10 protein-coding genes and 1 pseudogene are annotated in these 14,793 nt (G+C 64.4%); 9 read left to right on the forward strand and 2 right to left on the reverse strand.

Annotated elements, in window-relative coordinates; translation table 11 throughout:
• The first annotated feature begins 100 nt into the window (after nucleotides 1–100).
• The 7 genes from B2V17_RS00470 to B2V17_RS00500 all read left to right on the forward strand — a co-directional run bounded on the left by B2V17_RS00470 (nucleotide 101) and on the right by B2V17_RS00500 (nucleotide 10,503).
• Entirely contained in the window at nucleotides 101–1,501 is a 1,401-nt protein-coding gene (locus tag B2V17_RS00470) for a helix-turn-helix domain-containing protein (protein ID WP_292994058.1), read from the forward strand.
• A 93-nt stretch (nucleotides 1,502–1,594) separates the two neighbouring features.
• Nucleotides 1,595–2,980, forward strand: coding sequence for a TIGR03013 family XrtA/PEP-CTERM system glycosyltransferase (locus tag B2V17_RS00475; RefSeq protein WP_292994060.1), 1,386 nt, complete (start codon nucleotides 1,595–1,597; stop codon nucleotides 2,978–2,980).
• Between the two features lies 1 nt (nucleotide 2,981).
• Nucleotides 2,982–5,099, forward strand: a complete 2,118-nt coding sequence (prsK, locus tag B2V17_RS00480; protein ID WP_292994062.1) for an XrtA/PEP-CTERM system histidine kinase PrsK — start codon at nucleotides 2,982–2,984, stop codon at nucleotides 5,097–5,099.
• A 1-nt stretch (nucleotide 5,100) separates the two neighbouring features.
• On the forward strand, nucleotides 5,101–6,465 hold the full coding sequence (prsR, locus tag B2V17_RS00485) for a PEP-CTERM-box response regulator transcription factor (RefSeq protein ID WP_292994064.1): 1,365 nt from the start codon (nucleotides 5,101–5,103) through the stop codon (nucleotides 6,463–6,465).
• 3 nt (nucleotides 6,466–6,468) lie between these two features.
• Entirely contained in the window at nucleotides 6,469–8,277 is a 1,809-nt protein-coding gene (locus tag B2V17_RS00490) for a tetratricopeptide repeat protein (protein ID WP_292994066.1), read from the forward strand.
• 75 nt (nucleotides 8,278–8,352) lie between these two features.
• Complete coding sequence (locus B2V17_RS00495) at nucleotides 8,353–9,411, forward strand: CaiB/BaiF CoA transferase family protein (protein ID WP_292994068.1); 1,059 nt, start codon at nucleotides 8,353–8,355, stop codon at nucleotides 9,409–9,411.
• Between the two features lie 138 nt (nucleotides 9,412–9,549).
• Entirely contained in the window at nucleotides 9,550–10,503 is a 954-nt protein-coding gene (locus B2V17_RS00500) for a bile acid:sodium symporter (protein WP_292994070.1), read from the forward strand.
• Here B2V17_RS00500 and B2V17_RS00505 read toward each other — a convergent pair.
• Both B2V17_RS00505 and panB read right to left on the reverse strand, forming a co-directional pair.
• Nucleotides 10,490–11,557: a DUF475 domain-containing protein gene (locus tag B2V17_RS00505; RefSeq protein WP_292994120.1), complete on the reverse strand. Its 1,068-nt coding sequence runs from the start codon at nucleotides 11,555–11,557 to the stop codon at nucleotides 10,490–10,492. The genes B2V17_RS00500 and B2V17_RS00505 overlap by 14 nt on opposite strands.
• 49 nt (nucleotides 11,558–11,606) lie before the next feature.
• Entirely contained in the window at nucleotides 11,607–12,476 is an 870-nt protein-coding gene (gene panB, locus B2V17_RS00510) for a 3-methyl-2-oxobutanoate hydroxymethyltransferase (protein WP_292994072.1), read from the reverse strand.
• Between the two features lie 142 nt (nucleotides 12,477–12,618).
• Between panB and B2V17_RS00515 the strand changes: the two genes are divergently transcribed.
• Together B2V17_RS00515 and B2V17_RS00520 are read left to right on the forward strand one after the other, a co-directional pair.
• Complete coding sequence (locus B2V17_RS00515) at nucleotides 12,619–14,160, forward strand: amino acid permease (protein ID WP_292994074.1); 1,542 nt, start codon at nucleotides 12,619–12,621, stop codon at nucleotides 14,158–14,160.
• 124 nt (nucleotides 14,161–14,284) lie between these two features.
• Nucleotides 14,285–14,793, forward strand: a pseudogene (locus tag B2V17_RS00520) (recA-like protein); the annotation flags it as partial.

Here is a 14,793-nt window from a genome sequence, read left to right on the forward strand (position 1 = left end):
CAGCGAGTCTCGGTAACGGAAGTTACAGAATTTGTTGTCATGATGCGCGCTGAACCGGGTTTGGACTTGCAATGATGTAAAGAAAGTTACAATAAGGGATATGGTTGAAACCGCAATCCTGGCCGGACCTGCAATCCGCCGCCTGCGCCGCCGCGAGGGGCTGACCCAGGCGGCGATGGCATCGCGGCTGGGAATTTCCCCGAGCTACCTCAACCTGATCGAGCGCAACCAGCGTCCGCTTTCCGCCCGGCTTCTGGTCCAGCTAGCCGAAGCCTTCGAATTCGATCCGCGAAGCCTGCGCCAGGACGAGGCGGTGGGCGGGGTCGACGGACTACGACGGCGGCTAGCCGATGAACGCTTTGCCGACTTGGGGATCGACCGTGACGAAGTGACCGAATGGCTGGCAGCAGCGCCGCAGGCTGCGCTGGCCTTTGCCCGGCTGTACGACGCGGCCGGGGCAGATGCAGGCAGTTCCAGCGCTGTTGCCAGTGATCCAATGAACCTCGCCCGCCGCGAAATCGAGCGCTGGCGCAACCATTTCGCGGATCTCGACGTCGCTGCTGAAGAACTGGCCGACGAATTACGGCTGTCGAATGCCGAGATAGGCGCTGCCCTGGCCGAGCGATTGCGACAAAAGCACCAGCTGTCGCTGCGGATTTTGCCTTATGATGTGATGCCCGATGCCTTGCGGCGGCTAGACCTACACGCCCGCCAGCTGCAGTTGTCGGAACTCCTCGACCAATCCTCGCGCAACTTCCAGGTCGCGTTGCAGCTTGCGATGCTGGAGCAGGGTGAAGCGATCGCCGCGATCGCCGATGGCGCGCGCTTTGCCGATCGATCGGCTTGGCGGCTGTTCCGCCGTCATCTGGCAGGCTATTTCGCTGCGGCACTGCTGATGCCCTATGGCCGTTTCATGCGGGCCTGCGAGGGGACCGGATATGATCTGACTATCCTGCAGCGCCGCTTCAACGTTGGATTTGAGCAACTCGCCCACCGCCTGACCACGCTGCAGCGGGTGGGCCAGCGCGGCCTGCCTTTCTTCATGGCCCGGATCGATCGCGCCGGGCAATTTTCCAAGCGCTATGCCGGGGCCAGCGGAACGACCATGTTGGAGAGCGATGCCAGTTGCCCGTTGTGGAATGTCCACCGCGCGTTCGAGCAGGCTGGACGCATTCAGGTCCAGTCGCTCGAATTCGCCGAAAGCTCTGGCCAGGTCTCGCACTGGGTTACCATGGGACGCACTGTGGAGGGCAGCGCTGCTGCGCCGGGCGGAAATCCGGCGCAATTCGCGGTGGTTCTGGGGCTGGAAGCGCAGCTCGCAGCGCAGCTATCGCAGGCCCGCGCACTGCCGCTCGATCCAGGTCAGGCCACCCCGATCGGCCCGGGCTGCGCGCGCTGCCACCGCAGCGATTGCCAGCAGCGCTCGCTGCCGCCGCGCGGAGCTGCTCTGCAGTTCGATGAGCGCAGCCGCGGCCTTACGCCCTTCGCCTTCGGGCGCTGAACAGGGCTTAACCAAGTTCTGTAAAGTTTACCGACATTTCACTTCTGCCGGGTAGCACGATCCTCAAGTTTGAAACGAGGGCCGTCCAAAGCCATGATCCGGCTGTTCAAGCACTACATTCCCCACGCCGTGCTGCTGCTCGGCCTGATCGATATTGCGCTGCTGTTCATCGCGGCCGATCTGGGCTGGCGGCTGCGCGCTTCGCAAATCGGGATTGACGGCGGCGATACGCTGGGCCGGTTCTGGCAGTTGTCCGGATTTGCCGGGGTCATGCTGATGGCGATGGTCGCGGTCGGGGTCTACGGCGCCGACGCATTGCGTTCGATGCGGTTCGCTACGGCCCGGTTACTGGTTGCGGTGAGCCTCGGGATCATCGGGCTCGCCTTTATCGATTTCCTGTTCGGCGGACATAATTTCTGGCGCTCGGTCCTGGCCTACGCAATGGGCGGCTCGATCATCGTGCTGGTCGCCAACCGCTTGGTGGTTGGGGGAATTCTGGGCGCTGCTGCCTTTCGCCGCCGAGTGCTGGTGCTGGGCGCGGGGATGCGGGCCGACCGGCTGCGGCAATTGTCCGACCGCCCTGAGAGCGGCTTCGTCATCGTCGGCTATGTCGCGATGACCGAAAGCCAGCCGGTGATCGGCGAGGCAATCCCGCGCGCCGCAATTTCGAACCTGACCCGCCATGTCGAAAACCTCAACGTCAGCGAGGTCGTGCTGGCGCTGGAAGAACGGCGCAATTCCCTGCCGCTGTCTGACCTGCTGCGGATCAAGACCACCGGGGTCCACGTCAACGACTTCTCGAGCTTCATCGAGCGCGAGACGGGCCGGGTCGATCTCGACACGGTCAACCCCAGCTGGCTGATCTTTTCCGACGGCTTTTCTTCGGGCCGGGCGATCTCCAGCGCGGTCAAGCGGCTGTTCGATATCACCGCCAGCTCGCTGCTGCTGATCCTGTCCGCGCCGGTCATCGCGCTGTTCGCGCTGCTGGTGAAGCTGGATAGCAAGGGACCGGCATTCTACCGCCAGCAGCGGGTCGGCCTGTTCGGGCAGCCATTCGACGTGATCAAGCTGCGTTCGATGCGCACCGACGCCGAGGTTGGCGGGGCGCAGTTCGCGCAGGAGAATGACCCGCGCGTAACCCGGCTCGGCCGCTTCATCCGCAAGGTCCGGATCGACGAACTGCCGCAGACCTGGTCGGTGCTCAAGGGCGAGATGAGCTTTGTCGGCCCGCGCCCCGAACGCCCGCAATTCGTCTCGGAGCTGGAAGAGCAGCTACCCTATTATGCCGAGCGGCACATGGTGAAGCCGGGCATCACCGGCTGGGCCCAGATCAACTATCCCTATGGCGCGAACCTTGAGGATAGCCGCCACAAGCTGGAATACGATCTCTACTATGCCAAGAATTACACTCCGTTCCTCGACCTGCTGATCCTGCTTCAGACGCTGCGGGTGGTGCTGTGGTCGGAAGGCGCGCGGTGACATGACACTCTCGGCCGCAGCCTGGTCCGGGGTCGACGCGGTGCTGTGGAGCATCGGTGCGGCCGCGTGCCTGCTTGCGGCGGCCTGGCTGCAGACTCGCCGCCAGCGTTTCGGCACGGCGCGTCCGGCGCTGGTGCTGGCCCTTGCTGTGACCGGTAGCTGGGCACTGATCGGAGCAACATTCGGAATCGCCACGGTTGCAGCGCAGCTGGGCGAAAGCCTGCGCAACCTGGCCTGGATATTCGCGATCTATCGCCTGTTCGCTCTCGATGGCCGCCACGCCGCAATGAAGCCGGTTCGCCCGATGCTGGCTGCCCTGGCGTTCGTAGAATTCCTGCAAATGGCTGCGGTCTGGCTGCTGATGACGCGGGCCGGGACAGAGCCGATCGGCCAGGGGGCATTCCTGACGATGGTCTCGCTGCGTTTGCTGGTGGCGGTTGGCGGGGTGGTGCTGGCCCACAACCTGTTCGGCGGCGCTTCGCAGCAGGCCCGCCTGATTATCCGCTGGCCGGCGACGGCCTTGGCAATCCTGTGGGTGGTCGATCTGAACCACTACGCAATTGCTTACCTTTCCGGGGGCATGCCGCAGGTAACGGCGGCCTTGCGCGGGCTGCTGGCCTTTCCGATCGCGGCAATACTCGCATTGGGGGCCGGCGATGGCAGCGAGTCGCTGCGCTTTCGCCCTTCTCGTGCAGTAACCTTTCAGTCGGTGTCGTTGCTGCTGATCGGCGGCTACCTGATTGCGATGATGGCGGCAGCGCAATGGCTGGCATTTGCCGGCAGCGACTTTTCGTCAATGCTGCAGATCGTTCTTGTGGCGCTGTTCGTGCTTGGCGCGGTGACGCTGGCGATGTCGCGGCGGCTGCGCGGTTGGCTGCGGGTGACCGCGATCAAGCACCTCTTCCAGCACCGTTATGACTACCGCACCGAATGGCTGCGTTTTACCCGCACGATCGGTCAGGCCGGAGCCGGCGGGCCGCCGCTCAACGAACGCGTCATCCGCGCTCTGGCGGATATCACCGACAGCCCAGCCGGGCTGCTGCTTGTCCCCAATGAAGCGGGGCATTTCGAGCTTGGCGCCCGCTGGCAATGGCCCACCGCCGAAGTTCCGCCGGTCGCCATGGCCGCCCGGCAGGTCCGCCAGTTCGAACGCGAGGACTATATCGCCGATCTTGATCAGGTCCGCGCTTCGGGCGAAGCCGAAATCGAACTGCCCGAATGGCTGAAGGCCGAGCCGCGGGCCTGGGCCTTGGTGCCGCTGCTGCATTTCGAGCGGCTGGCAGGCGTTGTCGTCCTGGCGAGGCCCGCCCATGTCCGCCGGCTCGACTGGGAAGACTTTGACGTGCTGCGGGTCGTCGGCCGCCAGCTCGCGAGCTATCTGGCCGAAAATGCCGGGCAAGAGGCCCTGGCCGAAGCCGGCCGGTTCGACGAGTTCAACCGCCGCATCGCTTTTGTGATGCACGATATCAAGAACCTGGCGAGCCAGCTTGGTCTGCTTGCCCGCAATGCAGAGCTCCATGCCGACAATCCGGAGTTCCGCGCCGACATGCTGGTCACGCTGCGCAATTCGACCGAAAAGCTCAACGCACTGGTCGCGCGGCTTTCACGCTATGGCCCGGCTTCGGTAGATGAACTGTTACCGGTGCGGGCCGAAGCGGTTGCCAAGTCCGTGGTCGACCAGCTCGAATTGCAGCATCCGGTCACCCTGATCAGAGAAACCGAATGCGAAGTGGCAGCCAACCGTGAATCGCTCGAACAGGTTCTGTTGCACCTGGTCCAGAACGCGATCGATGCCAGCCCTGCCAAGTCTCCGGTGTTTGTCTCGGTCAGCAGCGTTGGACTAAACGGCATGATCGAAGTGGTCGACAGCGGCTGCGGAATGAGCGCCGACTTTGTTCGCACCCGCCTGTTCCGCCCGTTCGATTCGACCAAGCCGGGAGGATTTGGGATCGGCGCCTATGAAGCGCGCGAGCTGGTCCGGGCGATGCGCGGCCGGCTTGAAGTGGAGAGCCGCGAAGGGCTTGGCACCCGATTTGCCGTGATTCTGCCGATGGCCGAAACGGCCGCCCTGCTTGAAACCATCAACGAGGCCGGAAAGTCCGGCGCAAAGGTCGCGTAAAATGTCGGAAATGAAACCCAAACTGCTGATTGTCGAAGACGATGCCGGGCTCCAGGCCCAGCTGAAATGGGCCTACCCCGACTTCGAGGTAGTTCAGGCGACCGATCGCGCCAGCGCGATTACTGCCCTGCGCAGCGAAGAGCCGGCAGTGGTAACGCTAGACCTCGGACTTCCGCCCGATCCCGATGGTACCAGCGAAGGCTTTGCGGTGCTGGACGAAATCATGGCCCTGAAGCCAGATACCAAGGTGATTGTCGCTTCGGGCCACGGGGCTCGCGAAAGCGCGCTTACCGCAATCGCCAAGGGCGCCTACGATTTCTACCAGAAGCCGGTCGATATCGAAGCCTTGGGGCTGATCGTGCGCCGGGCGCTGCAACTGCACCGGATTGAAAACGAGAACCGCCAGCTGGCCAGCAAGAGCGGTGACGGGAACCGGGTGCTCGGCCGGCTGATCACCGCCGCGCCCGAGATGGTCAAGGTCGCCCGCACGATCGAGCGTGTTGCCAACACCAATGTCTCGGTCATGCTGCTGGGCGCCAGCGGCACCGGCAAGGAATTGCTCGCCCGCGGCCTGCACGAAGCCAGCGATCGCCGCGACGGGGCTTTTGTGGCGATCAACTGCGCCGCGATTCCGGAAAACCTGCTCGAAAGCGAGCTGTTCGGGCATGAGAAGGGCGCTTTCACCGGCGCGGTCAAGACCACCGAAGGCAAGATCGAACTGGCCAATGGCGGCACGCTGTTCCTGGACGAGGTCGGCGATATTCCGCTGCCGTTGCAGGTCAAACTGCTGCGCTTTTTGCAAGAGCGGGTGATCGAGCGGATCGGTTCGCGCAAATCGATCCCGGTCGATACCCGGATTGTCTGTGCCACGCACCAGGACCTTGAGGCGATGATCGCAGCGGGCAGTTTCCGCGAAGACCTGTTCTATCGCCTCGCCGAAATCGTGGTGAAGATCCCCAGCCTGGCCGAACGCCCCGGCGATGCAGCGCTGTTGGCCAAGGCCTTCATGGCGAAATTCGCCAAGGAAATGAACCCGGCGGTCAAGGGCTTTGCCCCCGATGCCCTGGCCGCGATCGATGCCTGGCCGTGGCCGGGCAACGTCCGTGAGTTGGAAAACCGGGTCAAGCGGGCGGTGATCATGTCGGACAGCAAGCTGGTCGGCGCGGCAGATCTCGATCTGGTCGCCCAGGATGAGGAGGCGATCCAGGTGCTCAACCTCAAATGCGCGCGCGAAGCGACCGACCGAAAGGTGATCCGCCATGCCTTGGCGCGCAGTGAGGGGAACATCTCCAACACCGCCAAGTTGCTCGGGATCAGCCGCCCGACGCTTTACGATCTGCTCAAACAATACGACCTTCACGCCTGAGCCATGCCCCGCCTGACGCTTCCCCTGGTGCTGGCCCTGCTGGCAACGCCGCTGCTGGCGATGCCGGACGATGCACGTACTAGCCTCGACAAGGCCCGTGCGGCCCTGGCGCGCGGCGACGGGATCGCCGCCGAGGCTGATCTTCAGCGAGCGCTGGCGGCCGGAGCAAGAAAGCCTGAACTCGCCGCGGACATGGGCGAGGCGCTGATCCAGCAAGGCGAGGGCGGCAAGGCCCGCGCATGGCTTGCGCCGGGGCAGTTCGATAAGGGCGAGGAAGCGCGGGGCTGGCGGCTGCTGGCGCTGCTGGAACGGCTTGATGGCAATCTTCCCGCTGCGGGCAGGGCGCTTGACCGGGCCCTTGTCGCTGCACCCCGCGATCCGTTGGTCTGGGTCGAGGTTGGGAGGCTGCGATATCAAGGCGGGGAGCAATTGCAGGCGTTTGAAGCCGCCGACCGCGCAGTCGCGGCTGGACCGAACAATCCGCGCGCACTGGAACTGAAAGCCCAACTGGTCCGCGATTCACTGGGGGATGGCGCGGCGCTGCCGATCTTCGAACAGGCCTTGGCTGGCGCGCCGGGCGATATCGCGCTGCTCGGCGGTTATGCGGCATCGCTGGGAGAGCTGGGCCGGGCCAGCGAAATGCTCGCCGTTATCCGCAAGATGCTGTCGCTTGATCCGGACAATGGCCAGGCGTTCTACCTTCAGGCGGTTCTGGCTGCGCGGGCGGGAAATGTCGATCTGGCCCGCGCCATGCTCAACCGGGCGGGGGAGCGGATCGACGGCATGCCGGCGGCGGCATTGCTGCAAGGCATGATGGAGCTTGAGGCCGGCAACGCCAACGCCGCCGTCCAGCACCTGATTCCGCTGGCCAACGGCCAGCCCGCCAACCCGCGGGTTCAGCTGTTGCTGGCCCGGGCGCTGTACGAGGCCGGCGATCACCAGCAACTCGTCGCCCGCTTCGGGGCGCTGGCCGCGCGCGGCGATGCGTCACCCTATCTGCTGCAGATCCTGGGCCAGTCCTACGAGGAGCAGGGCGACCGCGCAGCGGCGGGCCCGCTGCTTGACCGCGCGGCTGCGGCCAATCCTCCGGCCGTTCTGCCGATTTTCGAACCCAGTCCGCCCGGCGTGCTCGCGCCGCGCTGGAACGAGGCGCAGAGTAGCGCGGGGATAACAGCTGCATATCTCAGGTCTCTGCTGGGCGCCGGCGATCAGGCCGGCGCGGTCCGCGTGGCCGGTCGGCTGCTCGAACTGCGTGGTGGTTCGGCCCAGGCGCATGGCCTGATGGGCGATGTGGAACTGGCGGCTGGACGGGCCGATTCCGCCCTGCGCCATTACGATGCGGCCGCGCGAGTTCGCCTGACGGAATCCTTGGCCTTGCGCTCGGCAATTGCCCTCGAACAGTTGGGGCAGGGCGGCAAGGTCCCGGCGCTGGTGGTCCGCTATCTGGGCCTCTACCCGCAAAGCCGCCTGATGCTGCGGATTGATGCCAATCTGGCGATAGCCAAAGGGGACTGGGCGCGGGCGCGGCTGCTGCTGGAAAACCTGCGGCTGCGCGGTGCCAATCGCGATGCCCGTTTGCTGGCCAGCTTGAGCCTGGCGCAGTTGCGCAGCGGCGATGCCGCAGCGGCGCTGGCCACGGCCGACCGGGCCTGGAGCCTGGCTCCGGCCAGCGGCTATGTCGCGGCGGTCCGCGCGCTGACCTTGGCCCACGTCGGATCGGATCCGGCCACCGCGCGGCAGCTGATCGCCCAGGCGGGCCGGACCGGCGGCGATCCCAAGGTGCTGGACGAAGCGCGCCGCAAATTGCGCTGACCCCTCTCGACAAGCGCCGATTGCTCCTCATAAGGGCAATTTCATCGCGCGATTAAATTTGTCGGGAGCAAGGATATGGCCGGGGTTCTTCAGGGTGTGACCGTCATCGAACTGGCCGGGATCGGGCCGGGGCCCTTCTGCGGCATGATGCTGGCGGATCACGGTGCCCGGGTGATCCGGGTTGAGCGGCCCGGCACGAGCAGCCGGTTCGGCGATGGCGGCAACCGGGACATCCTCAACCGCAATCGCGAGCGGATTGAACTCGACCTCAAGGACCCGGCTGCCATCGCCCAGCTCAAGGAGATGGTGCAGAGTGCCGATGCGCTGATCGAAGGCTATCGTCCCGGGGTGATTGAACGGATGGGGATTGGTCCCGACGTGCTGCTGGCGATCAATCCCAAGCTGGTGATCGGACGGATGACCGGGTGGGGCCAGGACGGGCCGATGGCGCCGCTGGCTGGCCATGACATCAACTATATCGCGCTATCGGGCGCGCTCCATTCCTATGGCCGCAAGGGTGAGAAGCCGACTTTCCCGGTCAATGCCGTCGGCGATTTCGGGGGTGGCGGGATGATGCTGGCGTTTGGCGTCGTGGCGGCGGTGCTCCACGCGCGCTCCGGCGGCAAGGGCCAGGTAGTCGACTGCGCGATGGTTGATGGTGCGGCGATCCTTTCGGCGATGACCTACACCTTCCTCGGCAACGGCCAGTGGCGCGACGAGCGCGGGGTCAACCTGCTCGATAGCGGCACGCACTTCTACGACACCTACGAGACCAGCGACGGCAAGTGGATCTCGCTCGGCTCGATCGAACCGCAGTTCTACGCGCTGCTGCTGGAGAAGACCGGGCTGACCGGCGATCCCGATTTCGCCCAGCAGATGAACCCGATGAAGTGGGACGAGCTGAAGGAACGGATGACCGCGCTGATCCTGACCAAGACCCGCGATGAATGGTGCGCGATCATGGACGGAACCGACATCTGCTTCGCCCCGGTGCTGAGCCTGAAGGAGGCGCCGCAGCATCCGCACAATGTGGCGCGTTCGACCTTTGTCGAGGACGGCGGAATGGTACAGCCGGCCCCGGCGCCGCGCTTCTCGGCTACGCCCGCACCGGCACCGAAGCTGGCCGGACGGTAGACCGAAACGGCAATTGCCGATTTCCTACAGGGCGGGGCTCTGTCATTGTCATTCGTGCAGGGAATTCGGGGATTTTTTTAATTTCCGGGACCCTGTCAGGTTTGTGAACTTCCAACCCGTCGGAGCGCCCTCGCAAAGATGACGATCCTGTCCCGCATCGACCCGATGGTCCGCCTGCTGGCGCTGGCGATCGCGCTGGCGCTGCTGCTGCCGGTCAAGGGTGGTGCGCGAGATCTGGCGCAGTTCGTCGCCAATGCGGCGGTGTTCCTGCTGTTCTTCCTCAACGGCGTGCGTTTGCCCCGGCATGAAGTGATGACCGGGCTGGGCAACCATCGTCTGCTCTGGCCGCTGGTGGCGTGGTGCTTTGGCGGCATGGCGCTGGCGGGCTGGGGGCTGTGGCAACTGGGCCAGGGCTGGATCCCGCCCTTGATCGCGCTGGGCTTCCTGTACCTCGGCTGCCTGCCGTCGACAGTGCAATCGGCGACTGCCTATTCCTCGCTGGCCGGCGGCAATGTCGCCAGTTCGGTGGTCGCGGCGGCCTTGCTCAACCTGCTCGGCGTGTTCGTCACCGCGCCGCTGTTCTCGCTGCTGGGCGGGGGCGGAGCAGCTGCCTTTCATGGCGACGGCCTGCTCAAGGTGGTGATGATCCTGTTGGTGCCGTTCATGCTCGGCCAGGCGATGCAGGGGCGGCTTTCCGGCTGGGTCAAGGACAACCGGCAGCTCACCACCTGGTTTGATCGCGGCTCGATCGCGATTGCCGTCTATGTCGCCTTTTCAGGCGCGGTCGAGCAGCGCTTTTGGGAGCGGGTGGAGCCGTCCGGCTGGCTGTGGCTGCTGGGCGGGGTGGCGCTGTTTCTGATCGTCGGACACGCCGGAGCCTGGCTGCTGGGCGGCCTGCTGCGGCTGGACCGGCCCAACCGCGTCACGATGCTGTTTGCCGGCGCGCAAAAGAGCATTGCGATGGGCGCTCCGCTGGCGTCGGTGCTGTTCACCCCGGCGGTGGCCGGGGTCGTACTGCTGCCGATCCTGATCTACCATCTGGCGCAGCTGGTGCTGGCTGCTCCCTTGGCGGCGCGGCTCAGTTTGCCCTGATCGCCTCTTCGATCTCGCTGTCCGGATTGCGCTTGTTGTGGCGGATCGACCACCACAGCGACAACCCGATCAGCACCGCTCCGATCAGCCCGGTGACCGTTTCAGGGATGTGCATCACGGCCGAGAACAGCATGATCCCGCCCAGCGCGATGATCGCCCAGAACGCGCCGTGCTCGAGATAGCGATACTCTGCCAGGGTTCCCTGGCGGACCAGGTGGATCGTCATCGAGCGCACGAACATCGCCCCAATCGACAGGCCCAGCGCGATCACGATCATGTTGTTGGAAAGCGCGAATGCGCCGATTACGCCGTCAAAGCTGAACGAGGCATCGAGCACGTTGAGATAGAGGAACCCGCCGAGTCCCGAACGGACCACTGCTCCGCCTGCCGCCAGGGCCTGATCGCGCATTTCAAGAATGGTACTGACGGCTTCGACCGCGATGAAACAGACCAGCCCCAGCGTTCCCGAAACCATGAAGACCAGCGCCTCGTCTTGCGGGAGCATCCGCGAGATCAGGTAGAGGGCCACCAGCAGCAGCGCGATTTCCGCAGCCTTGATGTTGGATACGATTGCCAGCTTGGCTTCGATCCACTCGATCCAGTGGACGTCCTTTTCGCCGTCGAAGAAGAACGACAGGCCGACCATGGCCAGGAACGCGCCGCCGAACCCGGCAATGCCGACATGGGCGCTGCTGACGATGGCTTCGTATTCGGCGGGCTTGTTCAGCGACAGGTTCAGCGCATCAATCGGGCCAAGACCTGCGGCAATGGCAACAATCGCCAGCGGGAACACGATCCGCATCCCGAACACCGCGATCACCATGCCCCAGGTCAGGAACCGCTTTTGCCAGACTTCGTCCATGTCCTTCAGCACCGCGGCGTTCACCACGGCGTTGTCGAACGACAGCGACACTTCGAGGATCGAGAGGACGAAGATGATCCACAGCATCGATGCTGTGGCGGCGACACTGCCGGTCTGGGACCAGCCATACCAGACCCCCAGGGCAAGGCAGGCGATAGTGAATAGGATCGAGCCCTTGTAGAACTTCATCAGCATGGATTGAGCCTGTTGCCTTGTTGCAGCCGCGCCGTGGCGGAAAATGTCACTTGGGTTGGTAGGTCTGCTCGACCCCGGGGAAGCTGCGCTTGCGCACTTCTTCGGCGTATTGGCCCGCCGCGCTGGAAATCAGCCCGGCGATTTCGCCATAGCGCTTCACGAAGCGCGGTACGCGCTCGAACATGCCCATCATGTCTTCGGTGACCAGCACCTGTCCGTCGCACTGGGCCGATGCCCCGATCCCGATCGAAGGACAGGCGATCGCCTTGGTCGCTTCGATCGCGATCGGTTCGACCACGCCTTCGATCACGATCGCAAAGGCCCCGGCCTGATCGATCGCTTGGGCGTCGGTGACGATCTTCTTGGCTTCGGCGTCGCTGCGCCCGCGGGCGTTGTAGCCGCCCAGCGTGTTGACCGCCTGAGGGGTCAGGCCAACGTGGCCCATCACCGGGATGCCGCGGCCGGTAAGGAAAGCGACCGTTTCGGCCATCACCGCGCCGCCTTCCAGCTTGACCGCGCTGGCACCGGTCTCGACCATGATCCGCGAGGCGGTGGCAAAGGCCTGCTCGGGCGAGGCTTCGTAGGAACCGAACGGCAGGTCGATCACCACGGCGGCGTGATAGGAGCCGCGCACCACGGCTGCGCCATGCGCGATCATCATGTCTACCGTCACCTGCAGGCTGCTGGGCAGGCCATAGATCACCTGGCCGAGCGAATCCCCGCACAGGATCAGGTCGCAGTGCTGATCGAGCAGCTGTGCCTGCCGCGCGGTATAGGCGGTCAGCATCACGATCGGTTCGGCGGTAACGCCGTCCTGCTTGCGCTGGCGGATCGCCGGGATCGAAAGGCGGCGCAGCGGCGAGGGCGTGGGGTGCGCCCGGCTGGTGGCCGTATCGAGCTGGAAGGTCGTAGACATGGCGGCGCTTTAGCCGCTCGGTGCAATCTGGGGAAGGGCGGCTTTTAGCGCTTGCCATAAGGCGACTTGCCGCTAGCTTTCGCGCCAGGGAAAAACGTGGGCCCGCGCTGCGGCGCAGGGCCTTAAGATTTAGGGGAAATGCATGTTTGGTCGCGTGAAATCACTCGACGCCATTCTGGCAACTGCCGAAAAGAAATCGCTGCATCGCTCGTTGGGGGCCTTCCAGCTCACCATGTTGGGGATCGGAGCGGTGATCGGCACCGGTATTTTCGTTCTGACCGCCGAAGCCGCGCAAAAGGCTGGCCCGGGCATGATGATCAGCTTCATCATCGCTGGTTTTGTCTGTGCTGTGGCGGCTCTTTGTTATGCTGAGATGGCGGCGATGGTGCCGGTTTCGGGATCTGCCTACACCTATAGCTACGCGGTCATGGGCGAATTGATCGCCTGGATGGTCGGCTGGGCCCTGATCCTCGAATATGCCGTTGCGGCAGGGGCGGTCAGTGTCGGCTGGTCAGGCTATGTGGTTGGTTTGATAGAGAATGCGGTGGGTATCGACATACCCGATATGCTGGTTCGCGGGCCTTATGATGGTGGGGTGATCAACCTGCCGGCGATGCTGATTGCCGGTCTCGTCACATGGCTGCTGGTGATCGGCACCCGGGAAAGCGCCTCGGTTAACGCGGTGCTGGTGGCGATCAAGGTGGCGGCGCTGACTCTGTTCATCATTCTGGCCGTGCCGGTGATGAAGATGGAGAATTTCGAGCCCTTCTCGCCGCTCGGGTTTGGCGGGATCGGTGCTGCTGCGGCTTCGATCTTTTTCGCCTATGTCGGGTTCGACGCGGTTTCGACCGCAGCTGAAGAGACCAAGAATCCGCAACGCAACATGCCGATCGGTTTGATCGGGAGCCTTGGCATCTGCACAATCTTCTACTTGCTGGTGGCCGCCGGGGTGATCGGTTCGGTGGGCGCGCAGCCGGTGATGGATGCTGCCGGGGCCGGGCTGGAACCGGGTAGCCGTGAACTGGCTGCTCAGTGCGCCGCGATTGCCGATCAGGCAGTGGTCTGCTCGAAGGAAGCGCTGGCCTGGACGCTGCGCGAAATCGGTTGGCCGCAAATCGGTAACCTGATTGGCCTTGCGGCCGGTCTGGCGCTGCCATCGGTGATCCTGATGATGATGTTTGGGCAGACCCGCATCTTCTTCGTGATGAGCCGCGACGGCTTGCTGCCTGAAGCCTTCTCGAAGATTCACCCGCGCTACAACACGCCGTACTTTATCACGATTATCACTGGCATTGGTGTTGCGCTGTTTGCGGCATTCTTCCCGGTTGGGTTGCTGGCCAACATTTCGAATTCAGGAACGTTGTTTGCTTTTGCGGCGGTGTCGATCGCGGTGTTGGTTATTCGCCGCAGCGATCCTTCGCGGCATCGCCCGTTCCGGACTCCGGCGATCTGGTTGACCGCGCCCCTGTCGATCGCGGGCTGTCTCTATCTGTTTTACAAGCTCGACGTGAAAAGCCAGATCCTGTTTGCGATCTGGGCGGGTGTCGGGCTGGTGGTGTACTTCGCCTACAGCCGCAGCCGCAGCCATGTCGGTCGCGGTCTGGTCGAAGTGCATGAAGGCGATGAAGGTATTCCGCCGCAGCCGGTTGCGCCGCTGCCGGGTGATATTGACATCAACGACTGACGCTTGGCCATTGCCGGTTTGAAGGGGCCGTCCGCGCAAGCGGGCGGCCTTTTCGTTTGCGCGTGTGAGAAGGGATTGCGAATCACTACGAATGAGAACATAAATAGAACAAAGGCGATTCCCGATGACTGTGATTACCCCGCTTGCCGCCTTCGCGCGGCCCCGTGTCCCTCGCCATCAAGCGGCAGGTACAGCCTTGTCGCGCTGGCGGCCGGGACTGGGCGAGGGGGCCTTGCATGGCGAGATATTTGCTCCGGCGGGCGAAGGCAGCGGGGCGGCGCTGGCGCTGGCCCTGGCGCTCGATCGGGGCGGCGCGGAGAGCGATCGCGGCTGGCTGTGGGTCCAGGATGCTCGGGCGATCAGGCTGGGCGGGCGGCCGTATCAGCCGGGCCTGCCGGCAGCGCTGCGCCACCGGCTGGTCCACGTTGCCGCAAAGACGCCCGAGGACGCGCTGTTCGCGCTGGAAGAAGGGCTGCGTTGCCGCGATCTGGCTTTCGTGATCGGAGAGATCGCCGGCAATCCCCGCGCGCTCAATTTCACCGCCGCGCGGCGGCTCAGTCTGGCGGTGGAGCGGCATGGCGTGCCGCTGTGGCTGGTCCGGCTGGGTGCGGCGCACGAATTGTCCTCCGCCCG

It is taken from the genome of Novosphingobium sp. UBA6272 (assembly GCF_002440635.1).
Lineage (GTDB): Bacteria > Pseudomonadota > Alphaproteobacteria > Sphingomonadales > Sphingomonadaceae > Novosphingobium.